The organism is Streptacidiphilus sp. EB129 (genome assembly GCF_041262645.1).
Lineage (GTDB): Bacteria > Actinomycetota > Actinomycetes > Streptomycetales > Streptomycetaceae > Streptacidiphilus.
Genome location: NZ_JBGCCS010000023.1, coordinates 1 through 16,147, shown reverse-complemented (window position 1 = coordinate 16,147; position 16,147 = coordinate 1). Strand labels below are relative to the sequence as shown.

Here is a 16,147-nt window from a genome sequence, read left to right as displayed (position 1 = left end):
GCCCTACGGAGGACTCGCTCGTGAACGACGGACCGCTGATCGTCCAATCCGACAAGACGCTCTTGTTGGAGACCGGTCACCCCCAGGCAGCCGACTGCCGACGTGCCATCGCGCCGTTCGCCGAGCTGGAGCGCGCCCCCGAGCATGTGCACACCTACCGGGTCACGCCGCTCGGGCTGTGGAACGCCCGCGCCGCCGGGCACGACGCCGAGCAGGTCGTGGACGCGCTGGTGACCTACTCCCGGTACCCGGTGCCGCACGCGCTGCTGGTCGACGTCGCCGACACCATGGCCCGGTACGGACGGCTGACGCTCAGCAAGCACCCGGTGCACGGACTGGTGCTCAGCTGCACCGACCGTCCGGTGCTGGAGGAGGTGCTGCGCTCCAAGAAGATCGTCCCGCTGGTCGGCCAGCGCATCGACCCCGACACCGTCGCCGTGCACCCCTCCGAGCGCGGCCAGATCAAGCAGGTGCTGCTCAAGCTCGGCTGGCCGGCCGAGGACCTGGCCGGGTACGTCGACGGCGAGGCGCACCCGATCGAGCTGGAGCCGGACGGCTGGGAGCTGCGCCCCTACCAGCAGCAGGCCGTCGAGGGCTTCTGGCACGGCGGCTCGGGCGTCGTGGTGCTCCCCTGCGGCGCCGGGAAGACGCTGGTCGGAGCGGCGGCGATGGCCACCGCCAAGGCGACCACGCTGATCCTGGTCACCAACACCGTCTCGGCCCGCCAGTGGAAGCACGAGCTGGTGAAGCGCACCTCGCTGACCGAGGAGGAGATCGGCGAGTACAGCGGCCAGCGCAAGGAGATCCGGCCGGTCACCATCGCCACCTATCAGGTGATGACGACCCGGCGGAAGGGCGTCTACTCCCACCTGGAGCTCTTCGACTCCCGCGACTGGGGCCTGATCGTCTACGACGAGGTGCACCTGCTGCCCGCGCCGGTGTTCAAGTTCACCGCCGACCTGCAGGCCCGCCGCCGGCTCGGACTGACCGCGACCCTGGTCCGCGAGGACGGCCGGGAGGGCGACGTGTTCTCGCTGATCGGGCCGAAGCGCTTCGACGCTCCCTGGAAGGAGATCGAGGCCCAGGGCTACATCGCCCCGGCCGACTGCTGCGAGGTCCGGGTCACCCTCACCGAGCACGAGCGGATCGCCTACGCCACCGCCGAACCCGAGGAGCGGTACCGCTTCTGCGCGACCACGGCGACCAAGCGCCGGGTCACCCAGGCACTGGTGGAGAAGCACCGGGGCGTACCCACCCTGGTCATCGGCCAGTACATCGACCAGCTCGACGAGCTCGGCGAGGTCCTGGGCGCGCCGGTGATCAAGGGTGAGACCACCAACCCGCAGCGCGAGAAGCTCTTCGACGCCTTCCGGAACGGCGAGATCACCGTGCTGGTGGTCTCCAAGGTCGCGAACTTCTCCATCGACCTGCCCGAGGCCACCGTGGCCATCCAGGTCTCCGGCACCTTCGGGTCCCGCCAGGAGGAGGCCCAGCGGCTCGGCCGGGTGCTCCGCCCGAAGGCGGACGGGCACACGGCGCACTTCTACTCGGTGGTCGCCCGGGACACCCTCGACCAGGACTACGCGGCGCACCGCCAGCGCTTCCTGGCCGAACAGGGCTACGCCTACCGGATCATCGACGCGGACGACGTGCTCTGACCCCGTGACCTGCGGTTTCGGTAAGCGGTGACGGTCAGCGGTGCTGCTCAGCGGTGACGGTCGAGGCCGTCGCCGCCGAGCAGCACCACCCGGAGGGTGGTGTCGAGGAACACCCCCGCGCCGCGCAGCGCGGTGCGCAGCGGGCCGAGGTGCGAGGACCTGTCGGCGGCACCGGAACCGGTGCTGCCGTGGGTGGTGGGAGCGGTCTGCCGGGGGACTGCTGTACTGGACGGAGTGGCGCCGCGGGCCCGAATGGGGGCCACGGCCTGGGATGAGATCTGTGCGGTAGCCATACCTCCACGGTAGTTTTCCGGCCCCCTTCCGGACGTCGGCCGAAAGTCCTGTTCAGCGGTGTACGTCCGGTCCTCCCGGAGGGCTACGGCCCTCCTCCGGAAGTCAGGGTTCCCCCTGAGGCACCGGGTGACGGACCGGAAAACCGTTCGCGCTCCTTCGACTCCAGGTCTAGGATGGCCGGTCTGCCGCCTCTCCCCCCGTTTCCGGGGCCCGGGGAGTGCGCCGCCCGGCCGGTACCGGGCGGCTCTCAAACTCCATGTCAGAACTTTGAGACCGCTGCGCGCCGGGCACCCCCGGTGTCCCGCAGCCGGGAAGGCTTCACCGTGCCCGCGCACACCCCGTCCCCGCAGACCGCCACCGCGCCCACCCCGCGCCCGGACGCCGGTCCGTCCCGGACCGATCCCACCCCGGCTGATCCGTCCCCGGCTGACCCGTCCCGGGCCGACCTGTCCCAGCAGCCGCTGCAGCGCGAACGCGCCCATCTCGCGTCCTCCCGGGCCGCGCTGCGCGCCATGCGCGCGGACGTGGAGTCGCTGGACCTGCGCGACGTCACCGGCAACTGGGTCAACGCCGCCATCCTGCAGCGCGAGGTCTCCGACCGGATCAAGGCCCTGGCCGACCTCGCGCACACCCCGCTGTTCTTCGGCCGCCTCGACTACCTGCACGCCCCCGGCCGCGAGCTGACCGAGGGCGCCACCGGCAACGGCGACGGCTCCGGGGAGGGCGAGCAGTTCTACATCGGGCGGCGCCACGTCCACGACTCCCACGGCGACCCCATGGTCATCGACTGGCGCGCGCCGGTCTCCCAGCCGTTCTACCGGGCCAGCCGCAAGGACCCGCTGGACGTCGGCCTGCGTCGCCGCTTCGGCTACACCGGCGGCGAGTTGACCGCCTACGAGGACGAGCACCTGACCGACGCCGAGGAGACCGAGCAGACCAGCGCCCTGCTCGCGGCCGAGATCGAGCGCCCCCGCGTCGGCCCGATGCGCGACATCGTCGCCACCATCCAGCCCGAGCAGGACGAGATCGTCCGTGCCGACGTGAACGGCACGGTCTGCGTCCAGGGAGCGCCCGGCACCGGGAAGACCGCCGTCGGCCTGCACCGTGTCGCCTACCTGCTCTACGCCCACCGCGAGCGGCTGGCCCGCACCGGCACCCTGGTGATCGGCCCGAACCGGTCCTTCCTGCACTACATCGAGCAGGTGCTGCCGGCCCTCGGCGAGCTGGACGTGGCCCAGGCCACGGTGGAGGAACTGGTCGGCCATGTGGCCGTGACCGGTGCCGACCCCGCCGTCACCGCGATCATCAAGGGCGACGCCCGGATGGCGCGGGTGCTCCGCAACGCGGTCCGGGACGGGATCCGGATGCCCGCCGAGCCGTGCGTGGTGGTCCGGGGATCCCGCCGGTGGCGCATCCCGGCGTACGAACTGGAGGAGATCACCCGCGAGCTGATGGACCGTGACATCCGCTACGGGGCGGCGCTGGCCGCGCTTCCGCAGCGGATCGCCCACGCCGTGCTGGTGAAGATGGAGAACGGCGGCGAGGCCCCCGACGACCGGGTGCAGGACGCGGTGGCCCGCAACGCCGCCGTGAAGGCCACGGTCAAGGCGATCTGGCCGGCCGTGGACCCGGCCAAGCTGGTGTTCCGGCTGCTGTCCGACGCGGAGTTCCTGGCCCGCTGCGCCGACGGCGTGCTGACGGCGGCCGAGCAGCAGGCGGTGCTCTGGCCCAAGCCGCCGCGCGGCGTCCGGTCCGCGCCGTGGTCGCTGGCCGACGCGGTGCTGGTGGACGAGGCGCGCGACCTGGTGGAGCGGACCCACTCGCTGGGCCATGTGGTCCTCGACGAGGCCCAGGACCTCTCCCCGATGCAGTACCGGGCCGTCGGCCGCCGCTGCACCACCGGGTCGGCCACGGTCCTCGGCGACATCGCCCAGGGGACCACCCCGTGGGCCACCGCGACCTGGGCGGAGGCGCTGGAGCACCTCGGCAAGCCGGACTCGCGGGTCGAGGCGCTGACCAAGACCTTCCGCGTGCCCAGCGAGGTGATCCGCTACGCCTCCCGGCTGCTGCCGGGCATCGCCCCCGACCTGGCCCCGGCCGAGTCGGTGCGTGAGTCCGAGGGCGCGTTGACGATCAGTCACATCCCGTCCCCGCCACCGGCCGACGACTCCGCCGCACTGGACGCCACGGTCTCCGCGACCCCGGCCGAGCTCACCGACGCGGTGATCGCGGCCAGCCGGGAGACGCTGCGCCGCGAGGGCTCGATCGGCCTGATCGCCGCCGACGACCGGGTGCCGCTGCTCGCCGCGGCACTGCGGGACGCCGGGCTGCACTACCTCGACCCGGGCGTGGAGACCTCGGCCGAGACCCGGCTGACGCTGGTCCCGGCCTCGCTGGCCAAGGGCCTGGAGTACGACCACGTCGTTCTGGACGAGCCCGCCGCGATCATCGACGGCGAGCCCGACCTGCGGACCGGGCTGCGCCGCCTGTACGTCTGCCTCACCCGCCCGGTCTCCGGCCTGACGGTGCTGCACTCCCGCCCGCTCCCACCGGCGCTGGTGCACTGACGCCCGGCGGCCCGGCACCCGGCCGATCGAACGACGCACGAGGCCCGCGAGCGACCGTCACCCCGAGGCACGGCCCCTGGCGGTCACGCCGCGGCGTGGGCCTCGGCGGTCACGCCGCGGCGTGGGCCTCGGTGTCGACCAGCCGGCGCCACTGCTGGACCAGGCCGGTGTCGACCGGCGTCTCCCAGCCTCCGGTCCGCACCATCCCGCCGACGTGGAAGCCGTCGACCCCCACCGCGAGCAGGCCGGGGACGTGCTCGGACTTGAGACCGCCGCCGACCAGGATCCGCGGCACGTAGCCGGGCTGGCCGGAGCGGGGCACCTCGGCGGCGAGCACGCCCAGGCCGTTGGCCACCCCCGCAGGCGAACCCGCCGTCAGCACGGTGTCCAGACCGGGCAGTCCGTCGATCGCGGTACGGACCGCCGTACGGTCCTCGGCGTGGTCGAGCGCCCGGTGGAAGGTCCACCGGCAGCCGGGCACGACGCCGAGGACGGTGCGCACCGCGTCCAGGTCGACGTCTCCGTCCGGGGTGAGGAAGCCGAGGACGAACTCCTCGGCGCCCTCGGCGCGGAGCCGCTCGGCTCTGACGCAGAGCTCGTCCAGGTCGCCCGGCAGGAAGCCGTCACGGATCCGCAGCATCACCCGCAGCGGGAGGTGTACCGCGGCGCGGATGCGCGCGAACTCGTCGACGGAGGGTGTGAGTCCGTCGGCTGCCATGTCGGTGACCAGCTCCAAGCGGTCGGCACCACCGGCGGCTGCGGCCACCGCATCCTGCGCGGATGTGGCGATCACCTCGAAGATTGGTCTAGACATATCGCTAAGCCTGCCACATCCGGCCGCCGCGCGGCGAGCCCTGCCGAAGCCTTGATCACGCAATGTTTCCCCGTCCGTTCCCTCACACTGTGGTCATGCCGTCGCCGCCGCATCCCGACACCGCCCTCGCCGCCGACCTGCTGGCCCACTGGGTGGCCCTGCTGGAACGGGTCCGCCGGCCCGGTTCCCCTCCCCCGGCGCCGTTCGGTGACGAACTGCTGCGCCGCTGGTCCGAGCCGCAGCGGCGGTACCACACGCTGAGCCATCTGGCCGCGGTGCTGGCGGAGGTCGACCGGCTCGCGGACCAGGCCGACCACCCCGACGCGGTGCGGCTGGCCGCCTGGTTCCACGACGCGGTGTACGCGCCGGACCGCTCCGAGAACGAGGAGCGCAGCGCGCGGCTCGCCGAGCGGGTGCTGCCGGAGGCGGGGGTCCCGGCGGCGGTGGTCGCGGAGACCGCCCGGCTGGTCCGGCTGACGACCGCCCACGAGCCCGCCGACGGCGACCGGAACGGCGCGGTCCTGTCCGACGCCGACCTCGCCGTCCTCGGCGGCCCGGAGCCCGCCTACGCGGCCTACGCGGCCGCCGTACGCGAGGAGTACGCCTTCGTCCCCGACCCGGACTTTCGCGCCGGCCGCGCGGAGATCCTGCGGCAGCTCCTCGCCCAGCCCCGGCTCTACCGCACCCCCGCCGCCCGTGCCGCCTACGCGGACCGCGCCCGCGAGAACCTCACCACCGAACTCGCTCGGCTGACGGCGGACGACGGTGCGGCGCAAAGCGACACGACGGTCAGCGACACGACGGACGGCGGCCCGGCGGCGTAGCGACCCCGCACGCCGTGCGGGCCCGCAGGGCGGGATCCGGGTTCGGCAGGTGCCGGGTTCGGCGGGGCCGGCCGCGAGGGCCCGGACCGGGAGGCGCTGAGCCGCGGCGCGGTCAGCCCTTGCGGCGGCGGAGGCCGGCGGTGGTGAGCCGGGAGACCAGCTCGCGGCTGCGGACCGGCCGGGCGCCGAGGGCGAGGGCCGCCGCGTAGTGGTGCTCGGGGATGTCGTAGTGATCGCGTTCGAATCCGCGGGACGGGACCCCCAGCTCCCGCGCGAAGGCGTGCAGTTCCTCGTAGGAGACGTCGCTGACCAGGTGGGACCAGAGCCGGCCGTGACCGGGCCAGGTCGGCGGGTCGATCAGGATCACGGGCCCAGCTCCCCGACCGGGGCGACCACGACCCCCTCCTTCGGGCAGACCCAGTGCGGGTCCGGGCCGAGCTCCGGCTCGACGCTGAGAGCCTGCGGGTCACCCTCCACGGCGCAGGACCCGCACAGCGGCCAGCGTCCGTACGCCTCCAGCAGGGCGTCCTGCACGTCCTGGGCGACCAGCCCCAGCACGTAGTCCCTGCCGTCCGGCCACTGCTCGACCCACCAGCGGCGCTGGGCGACGGCGTCCTCCAGCAGCGAGACGACCGTGGCATCGGCGACGTCACGCGCGGTCAGGTCGCGCAGTACCCCGGCGCGGGCGGTGTGCAGTGCGGCTTCGAGTGTGTCGGCGTCCATCCGCCCAGTGTCTCAAACCGCGCCACTCCCTCCCGGTCGGTGGCGCCGCCCCGGCCCGGCAACGCCGCGAGGCGGCCCGCCCCGAAGGGAGGACCGCCTCGCAGTGTGAAGCACTACAGCAGTACGGCAGTGCTGCTGCGCAGCAGATGCCGCGGTGAAGCCTGGAGCGTCTGATCCGGAGGGATCAGAAGTCCATGTCGCCACCCGGCATGCCGCCGCCCGCGGGGGCACCGGCCTTCTCGGGCTTGTCGGCGATGACGGCCTCGGTGGTGAGGAAGAGCGCGGCGATGGAGGCCGCGTTCTGCAGCGCGGAGCGGGTGACCTTGGCCGGGTCGATGATGCCGGCCGCGATCAGGTCCACGTACTCGTTGGTGGCGGCGTTGAGGCCCCAGCCGGGCGCCAGGTTGCGCACCTTCTCCACGACGACGCCACCCTCAAGGCCGGCGTTGACGGAGATCTGCTTGAGCGGGGCCTCCAGGGCCACGCGGACGATGTTGGCACCGGTGGCCTCGTCGCCCTCCAGCTCCAGCTTGTCGAAGGCCACCGAGGCCTGCAGCAGCGCGACGCCACCACCGGCGACGATGCCCTCCTCGACGGCCGCCTTGGCATTGCGCACGGCGTCCTCGATGCGGTGCTTGCGCTCCTTGAGCTCGACCTCGGTCGCGGCACCGGCCTTGATGACGGCCACGCCGCCCGCGAGCTTCGCCAGGCGCTCCTGGAGCTTCTCGCGGTCGTAGTCCGAGTCGCTGTTTTCGATCTCGGCGCGGATCTGGTTGACCCGGCCGGCGACCTGGTCGCTCTCGCCGCCACCGTCGACGATGGTGGTCTCGTCCTTGGTGACGACGACCTTGCGGGCGCGGCCGAGCAGCTCCAGACCGGCGTTCTCCAGCTTGAGGCCGACCTCCTCGGAGATGACCGTGCCGCCGGTGAGGATGGCGATGTCGCCGAGCATGGCCTTGCGGCGGTCGCCGAAGCCCGGGGCCTTGACGGCGACGGACTTGAAGGTGCCGCGGATCTTGTTGACGACCAGGGTCGACAGGGCCTCGCCCTCGACGTCCTCGGCGATGATCAGCAGCGGCTTGCCGGACTGCATGACCTTCTCCAGGATCGGGAGCAGGTCCTTGACCCCGCCGATCTTGGAGTTGGCGATCAGGATGTACGGGTCCTCGAACGAGGTCTCCATACGCTCCAGGTCGGTGGCGAAGTACGCCGAGATGAAGCCCTTGTCGAAGCGCATGCCCTCGGTGAGCTCGAGCTCCAGACCGAAGGTCTGCGACTCCTCGACGGTGATGACGCCTTCCTTGCCGACCTTGTCCATCGCCTCGGCGATGAGCGCGCCGATCTGCTCGTCGGCGGCGGAGATGGAGGCGGTGGAGGCGATCTGCTCCTTGGTCTCCACGTCCTTGGCCTGCGCCAGCAGCTCGGCGGAGACGGCCTCGACGGCCTTCTCGATGCCGCGCTTCAGGGCCATCGGGTTGGCGCCGGCCGCGACGTTGCGCAGGCCCTCGCGGACCAGGGCCTGGGCCAGCACGGTGGCGGTGGTGGTGCCGTCGCCCGCGACGTCGTCCGTCTTCTTGGCGACCTCCTTGACGAGCTCGGCACCGATCTTCTCGTACGGGTCCTCGAGCTCGATCTCCTTGGCGATGGAGACACCGTCGTTGGTGATCGTGGGGGCGCCCCACTTCTTCTCAAGGACGACGTTGCGGCCCTTGGGGCCGAGCGTGACCTTGACAGCGTCGGCGAGCTGGTTCATCCCGCGCTCAAGGCCGCGACGAGCTTCCTCGTCGAAGGCAATGATCTTGGCCATGGAAGTGGTCCTCCCGGACAGGGTGGCTGCGTGTGGACCGCGCTGGCGCCCGCGACGGACGGACCCGGCCTGCGACGGTCACTTCCCGGCGCGCCCGGGGCCTCACCTACCCGGCCCGTTGTCACTCTCTACCTCAGAGTGCTAACGCCAATGATTAGCACTCACCCCTGCCGAGTGCAAGCAGATCTCCCCGGAGCCGGGCCCCGGAACGCCCGCAGGTCCGTACCCCGAGGGGTACGGACCTGCGGGAAGACCTGCGTGGATGCTTCGTTTGGAACGAGGCTCAGCCGGTCCTGTCGTCAGTCAGCGGTTGCTCGACCGAGGGTCACACCACACGGACCATGTCCGCCTGCGGACCCTTCTGACCCTGCGAGATCTCGAACTCGACCCGCTGGCCCTCTTCGAGCGACCGGTACCCGTCCATCTGGATCGCGCTGTAGTGGACGAACACGTCCGCACCACCGTCGACCGCGATGAAGCCGTACCCCTTCTCCGCGTTGAACCACTTGACGGTGCCCTGAGCCATTCCAAACTCCCCTATTACTGGCCCTTTCACGGACCGCACTCCGCGGACCGGGCCGAGGCGGCCACGCATGGCGCGGTGCTTCAGCCGACGCTGAATGTATCCACTCAGATGCCCTCCGCAACAGGGCATAAGGGAGGGAATTCTTACGGAGCCACAAGGGGCATTAGCGGGCGAATACCCGCATAGCACGGCAATTCGGTCCGGACATAGCGGACCTGACCGACAAATCGATCCAGGAATTCCTGTGCAGCCAGAGCGCCTCCGCGCCGCATGCCGTCTCAGTCACCGGGACGCCCGGCCGCTGCCGGGCAGGGTGGACGGCCAGGTGGTACACGTGGCGTGAGCGAAGGGATTGGCCGGAAGTGCCGTACGTGACGTACCCGCAAGGGCGGACCACCGGTAACCGGAAGCAACTGTACCCCTCCGCGGGTGGAGATCCGTGCACAGGGCACGTGCCGCCGGTGTACGCATGGAAAACAACGGAACCGGGATACCCGCGAATAGCGGGCGGCCCGGTTCCGAGTTGTTCTGGGAATTACTCTGCGTCAGCAGCCGCCGGCCACGGCCGGGATCACCGAGACGCTCGCGCCGTCCGGAACGGCCGTCTCCAGACCCTCCGCGAAACGCACGTCGTCGTCGTTCACGTACACGTTGACGAAGCGGCGCAGCTTGCCGGCGTCGTCCAGGATCCGGCCGCTGATACCGGTGTGGTTCGCCTCCAGATCGGCGATCACGGCCGCGAGGGTGGCGCCCTCGGCCGCGACCTCGGCGGCCCCGCCGGTGTAGGTGCGGAGGATGGTGGGGATTCTGACGGAAACGCTCATGCTGGTACTCCTCTGCTTCGCCCGCTCAGGCGAGTCGGTTCCCTCGCTTCGCCTGCTCAGGCGAGGCCGGCCTCTCGGAACGAGACCAGGGTGGGGCGGATGGTGGCGGAAAGGCCGGTGGTCGGCTCCACCGCGTCCAGGGTCTTCAGGCCGTCGCCGGTGTTGAGGACGACGGTCTCGGCGGCCGGGTCGAGCAGACCGTTCTTGATCAGCTTCTGCAGCACGCCCACGGTCACCCCGCCCGCCGTCTCGGCGAAGATGCCCTCGGTGCGCGCCAGCAGCTTGATCGCGTCCACCACCTGCTCGTCGGTGACGTCCTCCACCGCGCCCCCGGTGCGGCGGCAGATGTCCAGCACGTAGGGGCCGTCCGCCGGGTTGCCGATGGCCAGCGACTTGGCGATGGTGTTCGGCTTCTGCGGGCGGATCACGTCGTGGCCGGCCTTGAAGGCCACCGAGACCGGGGAGCAGCCCTCGGCCTGGGCGCCGAAGATCTTGTAGGGCCTGTCCTCGACCAGCCCGAGGGCGATCAGCTCCTTGAGACCCTTGTCGATCTTCGTCAGCTGGGAGCCCGAGGCGATCGGGATGACCAGCTGGTCCGGCAGCCGCCAGCCGAGCTGCTCGCAGATCTCGTACGCCAGCGTCTTGGAGCCCTCGCCGTAGTACGGGCGGAGGTTGACGTTGACGAAGCCCCAGCCCTCGCCGGCCGGGTCGCCGATCAGCTCCGAGCAGAAGCGGTTCACGTCGTCGTAGTTGCCCTCGATGCCGACCAGCTCGCCGCCGTACACGGCGGCCATCACGATCTTGCCCTGCTCCAGGTCGTGCGGGATGAAGACGCAGGAGCGCAGCCCGGTTCGGGCGGCGGCGGCACCGACCGCGCCGGCCAGGTTGCCGGTCGACGAGCAGGACAGGGTGGTGAAGCCGAAGGTGCGGGCGGCCTCGACGGCGATGGCGACCACGCGGTCCTTGAAGGAGTGCGTCGGGTTGCCGGAGTCGTCCTTGACGTAGAGGGCGCCGGTGACGCCCAGCTCGCGGGCCAGGTTGTCGGCCTTGACCAGCTTGGTCCAGCCCGGGTTGAGGTTGGGCCGGGAGGCCACGTCGGGCGAGACCGGCAGCAGCGGCGCGTAGCGCCAGATGTTGGTGGGGCCCGCCTCGATCCGGGCGCGCAGCGCCTCGGGGTCTCCGGTGGGCAGGTCGTAGGCCACCTCAAGGGGGCCGAAACACTCGCTACAGGCGAAGTCGGGGGCCAGTTCGCTCCGCGCGCCGCACTCGCGGCAGGACAGGGCGACGGCGGGGCCGAACGAGTCGGATGTCAGTGGTGCAGCTACCATGATGGCGAGGCCCTCTCTCCTCATCTTCCCCGCGGCGCGTCTCGCCGCAGGACGGAATTGGCACCTTCCCGACCAGCGCCGCAGTGGCGGATGGCAGGGGGGTTGCCGGGACTTCAACGGGCCGTTCCCTCAGTCCCTCTGGATGAGCTCTATGGCGGTCGGTCGCTGCCGCGCCGCGTTTGTGATGATGGCCGTACACCCGCCGAGCGGCGGTGGTAGGTCGTCCCCAAGACTGTAACCGAAGCCCCGCCCACGATCACGGGTCGTCCGCGAGGCGAGACACGCGCCATGACGGACGGTGCCACAAAGAATGAGGAGCCCTGTGCTTGACGAGGTCGCGGACTGGCTGCGCCGCCGCTCCTGGGCGGCCGCCGACCGCTCGCTCCCGGAACTGCTGGCAGCCAAACGGGCTACCGGCAGCACGGTCAGCGTGGTGCTCCCGGCGCTGGACGAGGAGGCGACCGTCGGCGAGATCGTCACGGCGATCCGCCGCGACCTGATGGAGGCCGTGCCGCTGGTCGACGAGCTGGTGGTGGTCGACTCCGGCTCCAGCGACCGCACCGGGCAGGCCGCGGCCGCGGCCGGGGCGCGGGTGGTGCACCGCGACGACATACTGCCCCGGCTCCCCGCGGTGGCCGGGAAGGGCGAGGTGCTCTGGCGGTCGCTGCTGGTCACCGGCGGCGACATCGTCTGCTTCGTCGACGCCGACCTGCGGGCGTTCGACTCGGCGTTCGTCTCCGGCATCGTCGGGCCGCTGCTGACCGACCCCGGGGTGGCCTTCGTCAAGGCCATGTACGACCGGCCGCTGGAGACCGCGACCGCGCACGACCCGGCCGGCGGCGGACGGGTCACCGAACTGGTCGCCCGACCGCTGCTGAACCTCTACTGGCCGCTGCTGGCCGGCTTCGTCCAGCCGCTCGGCGGCGAGTACGCCGCGCGCCGCTCGCTGCTGGAACGGCTGCCCTTCCCCACCGGGTACGGGGTGGAGCTCGGACTGCTGGTGGACGCCCTGGAGCTGGCCGGCCTGGACGCACTCGCCCAGGTGGACGTCGGCGTGCGGCACCACCGGCACCAGGACGCCCGGGCACTGGGCCGGATGGCGGCCGCCATCCAGCTCACGGCGATGGAGCGGTTGTCCCGCGGCCACCGGCTGAAGCTCGCCGACGACCTGGCCGAGGAACTGGCCACGCCCCGGATCACCCAGTTCACCCGCACCGCGGACGGCTTCACCCCGACCACCGCCGACATCGCGGTGAGCGAGCGCCCGCCCCTCGTCACGCTGCTCGACCTCACCACGCCCGGCTTCACCACGCCCGACCCCGACGCGCCCGACCTCAACGCGCCCGATGCCGCTCCGCGCGAAGCCACCGCACCAGACGCCAACGCTCCCGAAGCCACTGCTTCCGACGCCACTGCGCCGAATCATCACGTTTGACCATGTCCACCCGAGGCAAGGTAGGGACCATGCCCAACGCCAGCGAAGCCAGGATTCTGCTCGCCTCCAACCGCGGACCGGTGTCCTACACCGTCGAGGACGACGGCACGCTGACCCCGCGCAGAGGCGGCGGCGGGCTGGTGTCCGGCCTCTCCGCCATCGGCGAGGAGGTGGACTCGGTCTGGGTCTGCGCCGCGCTCTCCGAAGGGGACCGCGCCGCGACCCGGCAGGGCCGCACCGACCCGTCCGTGCGCATGCTGGACATCGACCCGGGCACCTTCGCCCGCGCCTACAACGGCATCGCCAACTCCACGCTCTGGTTCGTCCACCACCTCATCTACAACACCCCGACCAGCCCCGTCTTCGGCGCCGCCTTCCGTCGCGAGTGGGCCTCCTACGAGGCCTACAACACCGCCTTTGCCGAGGCGCTGGCGGCGGCCGCGGCACCCGGGGCGACCGTGCTGGTCCAGGACTACCACCTGTCACTGACACCCCGGCTGCTCCGCGCGCTGCGCCCGGACCTGCGCATCGGCCACTTCTCGCACACCCCCTGGGCGCCGCCGGACTACTACCGGCTGCTGCCCGACGACATCGCCCGCGACGTGCTCACCGGCATCCTCGGCGCGGACCGCGCCGGATTCCTCACCCAGCGCTGGGCCGCCGCCTTCGCCGACTGCTGCGAGGCCGTGCTGGGCGCGGAGGTCGACCGGGACGCCCTCACGGTCACCCACCAGGGCCGGCGCACCCGGCTCGGGGTGCACGCGCTCGGCGCCGACGGCGACTTCCTCCGCGAGCGCGCGCACCGTCCGGACGTGGACGCCCGCCTCAGCGCCCTGCGCGAGGCCGTCGGCGGCCGGGCCACGGTGGTCCGGGTCGACCGCACCGAGCTGTCCAAGAACATCGTTCGCGGCCTGCACGCCTACCGGCATCTGCTGCGCACCCGCCCCGAATGGCTGGACCGGGTGGTGCACATCGCCTTCGCCTACCCCTCCCGGCACGACCTGCCCGAGTACCGCGAGTACACCGCCTCGGTGCTGCGCACCGCCCAGGAGATCAACGACGAGTTCGGCACCCCGACCTGGCAGCCCGTCATGCTCCACGTCGACGACGACTTCCCGCGCTCGCTGGCCGCCTACCGGCTCGCGGACGTGGCCCTGGTCAACCCGATCCGGGACGGGATGAACCTGGTCGCCAAGGAGATCCCGGTGGTCTCCGACGAGGGCTGCGCGCTGGTGCTGTCCCGCGAGGCCGGCGCCCACGCGGAGCTGGGCGAGGACGCCGTGACGGTGAACCCGTACGACGTCATCGCCACCGCGGAGGCCCTGCACCGGGCGCTGACCATGCCGCGCGGGGAGCGCACCGACCGCTGCAAGCGGCTGGCGGCGGCCGGCACCGCACTGCCGCCGTCGGCCTGGTTCCTGGAGCAGTACACCGCCCTGACGGAGGGCCAGCCGCCGGAGTAGGACGGACCGTCAGTCAACGGAGGAGAGCTCCCCGGCCAGCCGTCCGAGCAGCTCGACCACGCCCTCGGGGCCGGGCACGATCAGGTCGGCGCGCTCGGCGAGGGCGCGGACCGGCGGCTCGCCGGTGCTGGGCGCGCTGCACACCAGCAGGCCGGGCAGGCCCCGGCTCGCCCGCAGCGCGTCGACGGCGTCGTAGGCGGTGAGGTCGCCGAGGTCGTCGCCCGCGAAGAGGACGCTTCCGGCCGCCCGTTCGCGCAGGAAGGCGGTGAGCACCACGCCCTTGTCCATCCCGGGCGGACGCAGCTCCAGCACCATCCGTCCGGGCTCCACGGCGAGGCCGTGCCGGTCGGCGGCGGCCCGCAGCGGGGCGTCCAGCAGGGCGAGCGCCTCGTCCGGTGCGGCGGTACGGCGGGTGTGCACGGCCAGGGCGTGGCCCTTGTCCTCGATCCAGGCGCCCTCGGGAGTTCCGGCGGCGGCGAGCAGGCCGGGCAGCTCCGGGCGCAGCGCGGTGACGCCGGGGTGCTCGGCCGGTGCGCTCAGCTCTCCGGTCGCCGCGTCCCAGCGCTCCAGGCCGTAGTGCCCCAGCACCGTGAGGTGCTCCAGACCCGCCACCCCGGCGAACCCGCCAAGCCGCACCGCCGTCGCCGCCGGACGGCCGGTCACCACGACGACCGCGCCCACCAGCGGCGCCAGCCGCGACAGCGCGGGGACCACGCCGGGGTGCGCGTACGCCTGCTCCGGGTCGGCCACGATCGGCGACAGCGTCCCGTCGAAGTCAAAGGCGAGCACGGCCCGCGCCGGCTCCCCCCGCAACGCCTCCAGCCCGATCCGCCCGTCATCACTCAGCTTCTCGAAGAGGTTGCCCATACCTCCGACCCTAGCCATCTACCTCAAGGGGCGCGGGGAACTGCGCGACCAGCCACCCACAAACGCGCCACCCCGGCAGCACCGCACCCCCTCCCCGCTGGGGCCTTACCGCCGCGCCCTCCGCTGATCCCGAAGCCGCCGCAGCCGGTTCACCAGGACGGGGTCATGGACCAGCGCAGCCTCGCGGTCGAGCAGCCCGTTCAGCAGCTGGTAGTAGCGGACCGGCGCCAGACCCAGCTGCTCGCGTATCGCGGCCTCCTTGGCGCCGGGCGTGCGCCAGTAGCGCTGTTCCAGGGCCAGAACGGCGCGGTCGCGGTCGGTGAGCTCGTCGGCCATCTCCGGGTTCCTCCGCATCCGCTCTGGACGATGTTCTGGGCAGTGTGACGATACGACCTGTCATTCTGCCGTCCGGGTACGACACACTGTGCCGCTCCCCGGCCGACGCCGGTTGAGGCTAGCGTCGAGGCCATGACCAGCATGAGTTTCGCCGTACACATCCCGGACGCGGAGTTGGAGCCGGACCCGCTCGACCCGGAGCAGATCGTCGAGGGCGACCCCGAGGTGTCCGGAAAGGTCCTCTGGGAGTCCGAGGACGGCACCCAGATCCGTGGGATCTGGCAGATCACCCCGGGCGTCGTCACCGACACCGAGGCCAACGAGCTGTTCGTGGTGGTCAGCGGCCGCGCCACCATCGCCGTCGAGGACGGCCCCACCTTCGACGTCGGCCCCGGCGACGCGTGTGTCCTGCGTGAGGGCGACCGCACCGTCTGGACCGTCCACGAGACGCTGCGCAAGGCGTATCAGATCACGCTGAGCTGACCGGGGCGTCCTGGCAGGAGACAGGGGCGCGGGACCCTTGCCCGTCCGACCGTATCCGGTCCGACGGGCAGGGCCCCGCGCCTCTTGTCGTACCTCTGCCTGGTTATTTGACGGAGCCTGCGGTGAGGCCGGAGACGACTTTGCCTTCGATGAGGGCGAACAGGATGATGACGGGGATGGTGGCGATGACGGAGCCGG

16 protein-coding genes, 1 pseudogene and 1 riboswitch are annotated in these 16,147 nt (G+C 71.9%); of the genes and pseudogenes, 6 read left to right on the top strand and 11 right to left on the bottom strand.

The genetic code is table 11. The features are described 5' to 3' along the window. Positions 1–20: 20 nt before the first annotated feature. Positions 21–1,658 carry a DNA repair helicase XPB gene (locus ABH925_RS25245; RefSeq protein WP_370151179.1) on the top strand — a complete coding sequence of 546 codons (1,638 nt, stop codon included), beginning with the start codon at positions 21–23 and terminating at the stop codon, positions 1,656–1,658. Between the two features lie 47 nt (positions 1,659–1,705). On the opposite strand, the gene ABH925_RS25240 is transcribed toward ABH925_RS25245, so the two are convergent. After that, positions 1,706–1,951 carry a hypothetical protein gene (locus ABH925_RS25240; RefSeq protein ID WP_370151178.1) on the bottom strand — a complete coding sequence of 82 codons (246 nt, stop codon included), beginning with the start codon at positions 1,949–1,951 and terminating at the stop codon, positions 1,706–1,708. A gap of 324 nt (positions 1,952–2,275) precedes the next feature. Here ABH925_RS25240 and ABH925_RS25235 point away from each other — a divergent pair, with 324 nt between their 5' ends. Next, positions 2,276–4,519 carry an AAA family ATPase gene (locus tag ABH925_RS25235; protein WP_370151177.1) on the top strand — a complete coding sequence of 748 codons (2,244 nt, stop codon included), beginning with the start codon at positions 2,276–2,278 and terminating at the stop codon, positions 4,517–4,519. 109 nt (positions 4,520–4,628) lie between these two features. On the opposite strand, the gene ABH925_RS25230 is transcribed toward ABH925_RS25235, so the two are convergent. Continuing rightward, the gene (locus ABH925_RS25230; RefSeq protein WP_370151176.1) at positions 4,629–5,333 is read right to left on the bottom strand and encodes a copper homeostasis protein CutC; all 705 of its coding nucleotides are present in this window, start codon (positions 5,331–5,333) and stop codon (positions 4,629–4,631) included. Between the two features lie 95 nt (positions 5,334–5,428). On the opposite strand from ABH925_RS25230, the gene ABH925_RS25225 reads away from it, so the two are divergent. After that, positions 5,429–6,157: a hypothetical protein gene (locus ABH925_RS25225; protein ID WP_370151175.1), complete on the top strand. Its 729-nt coding sequence runs from the start codon at positions 5,429–5,431 to the stop codon at positions 6,155–6,157. Positions 6,158–6,269: 112 nt separating this feature from the next. Here ABH925_RS25225 and ABH925_RS25220 read toward each other — a convergent pair whose 3' ends face one another. The 6 genes from ABH925_RS25220 to thrC all read right to left on the bottom strand — a co-directional run bounded on the left by ABH925_RS25220 (position 6,270) and on the right by thrC (position 11,389). Then, positions 6,270–6,524: a DUF4031 domain-containing protein gene (locus ABH925_RS25220; RefSeq protein WP_370151174.1), complete on the bottom strand. Its 255-nt coding sequence runs from the start codon at positions 6,522–6,524 to the stop codon at positions 6,270–6,272. Next, the gene (locus ABH925_RS25215) at positions 6,521–6,880 is read right to left on the bottom strand and encodes a hypothetical protein (RefSeq protein WP_370151173.1); all 360 of its coding nucleotides are present in this window, start codon (positions 6,878–6,880) and stop codon (positions 6,521–6,523) included. The genes ABH925_RS25220 and ABH925_RS25215 overlap by 4 nt, the downstream gene beginning before the upstream one ends. A 184-nt stretch (positions 6,881–7,064) precedes the next feature. Continuing rightward, complete coding sequence (gene groL, locus ABH925_RS25210) at positions 7,065–8,687, bottom strand: chaperonin GroEL (protein ID WP_370151172.1); 1,623 nt, start codon at positions 8,685–8,687, stop codon at positions 7,065–7,067. Positions 8,688–9,012: 325 nt separating this feature from the next. Beyond that, positions 9,013–9,213 (bottom strand): cold-shock protein, encoded by a 201-nt coding sequence (locus tag ABH925_RS25205; RefSeq protein ID WP_030255564.1) that lies wholly within the window; start codon positions 9,211–9,213, stop codon positions 9,013–9,015. A 545-nt stretch (positions 9,214–9,758) separates the two neighbouring features. Beyond that, a complete protein-coding gene (locus tag ABH925_RS25200) occupies positions 9,759–10,037 on the bottom strand; it encodes a MoaD/ThiS family protein (RefSeq protein ID WP_370151171.1) in 279 nt (92 codons plus the stop codon). Positions 10,038–10,093: 56 nt separating this feature from the next. After that, on the bottom strand, positions 10,094–11,389 hold the full coding sequence (gene thrC, locus ABH925_RS25195; RefSeq protein ID WP_370151170.1) for a threonine synthase: 1,296 nt from the start codon (positions 11,387–11,389) through the stop codon (positions 10,094–10,096). After that, positions 11,383–11,514: riboswitch (SAM riboswitch) on the bottom strand. Its footprint overlaps the gene before it by 7 nt. A 173-nt stretch (positions 11,515–11,687) precedes the next feature. Between thrC and ABH925_RS25190 the strand changes: the two genes are divergently transcribed. Both ABH925_RS25190 and ABH925_RS25185 read left to right on the top strand, forming a co-directional pair. Next, entirely contained in the window at positions 11,688–12,800 is a 1,113-nt protein-coding gene (locus tag ABH925_RS25190; RefSeq protein ID WP_370151168.1) for a glucosyl-3-phosphoglycerate synthase, read from the top strand. Between the two features lie 29 nt (positions 12,801–12,829). Beyond that, positions 12,830–14,263, top strand: a complete 1,434-nt coding sequence (locus ABH925_RS25185; protein ID WP_370151166.1) for a trehalose-6-phosphate synthase — start codon at positions 12,830–12,832, stop codon at positions 14,261–14,263. A 9-nt stretch (positions 14,264–14,272) separates the two neighbouring features. Here ABH925_RS25185 and otsB read toward each other — a convergent pair whose 3' ends face one another. Together otsB and ABH925_RS25175 are read right to left on the bottom strand one after the other, a co-directional pair. Then, positions 14,273–15,130 carry a trehalose-phosphatase gene (otsB, locus tag ABH925_RS25180; protein ID WP_370151165.1) on the bottom strand — a complete coding sequence of 286 codons (858 nt, stop codon included), beginning with the start codon at positions 15,128–15,130 and terminating at the stop codon, positions 14,273–14,275. A gap of 105 nt (positions 15,131–15,235) precedes the next feature. Beyond that, the gene (locus tag ABH925_RS25175) at positions 15,236–15,484 is read right to left on the bottom strand and encodes a DUF3263 domain-containing protein (protein ID WP_370151164.1); all 249 of its coding nucleotides are present in this window, start codon (positions 15,482–15,484) and stop codon (positions 15,236–15,238) included. 114 nt (positions 15,485–15,598) lie between these two features. Here ABH925_RS25175 and ABH925_RS25170 point away from each other — a divergent pair, with 114 nt between their 5' ends. Next, complete coding sequence (locus ABH925_RS25170) at positions 15,599–15,949, top strand: cupin domain-containing protein (protein WP_370151163.1); 351 nt, start codon at positions 15,599–15,601, stop codon at positions 15,947–15,949. 103 nt (positions 15,950–16,052) lie between these two features. Here the strand turns inward: ABH925_RS25170 and ABH925_RS25165 are convergent. Further along, positions 16,053–16,147: pseudogene (locus ABH925_RS25165) on the bottom strand (sugar ABC transporter permease); the annotation flags it as partial.

Excerpts from the sequence above, each read along its gene's own strand:
- ABH925_RS25215 (WP_370151173.1), bottom strand. The coding sequence starts at position 6,880 with ATGGACGCCGACACACTCGAAGCCGCACTGCACACCGCCCGCGCCGGG.
- ABH925_RS25205 (WP_030255564.1), bottom strand. The coding sequence starts at position 9,213 with ATGGCTCAGGGCACCGTCAAGTGGTTCAACGCGGAGAAGGGGTACGGC.
- ABH925_RS25170 (WP_370151163.1), top strand. The coding sequence starts at position 15,599 with ATGACCAGCATGAGTTTCGCCGTACACATCCCGGACGCGGAGTTGGAG.
- thrC (WP_370151170.1), bottom strand. The coding sequence starts at position 11,389 with ATGAGGAGAGAGGGCCTCGCCATCATGGTAGCTGCACCACTGACATCC.
- ABH925_RS25175 (WP_370151164.1), bottom strand. The coding sequence starts at position 15,484 with ATGCGGAGGAACCCGGAGATGGCCGACGAGCTCACCGACCGCGACCGC.
- otsB (WP_370151165.1), bottom strand. The coding sequence starts at position 15,130 with ATGGGCAACCTCTTCGAGAAGCTGAGTGATGACGGGCGGATCGGGCTG.
- ABH925_RS25225 (WP_370151175.1), top strand. The coding sequence starts at position 5,429 with ATGCCGTCGCCGCCGCATCCCGACACCGCCCTCGCCGCCGACCTGCTG.
- ABH925_RS25230 (WP_370151176.1), bottom strand. The coding sequence starts at position 5,333 with ATGTCTAGACCAATCTTCGAGGTGATCGCCACATCCGCGCAGGATGCG.
- ABH925_RS25185 (WP_370151166.1), top strand. The coding sequence starts at position 12,830 with ATGCCCAACGCCAGCGAAGCCAGGATTCTGCTCGCCTCCAACCGCGGA.
- ABH925_RS25240 (WP_370151178.1), bottom strand. The coding sequence starts at position 1,951 with ATGGCTACCGCACAGATCTCATCCCAGGCCGTGGCCCCCATTCGGGCC.
- groL (WP_370151172.1), bottom strand. The coding sequence starts at position 8,687 with ATGGCCAAGATCATTGCCTTCGACGAGGAAGCTCGTCGCGGCCTTGAG.
- ABH925_RS25200 (WP_370151171.1), bottom strand. The coding sequence starts at position 10,037 with ATGAGCGTTTCCGTCAGAATCCCCACCATCCTCCGCACCTACACCGGC.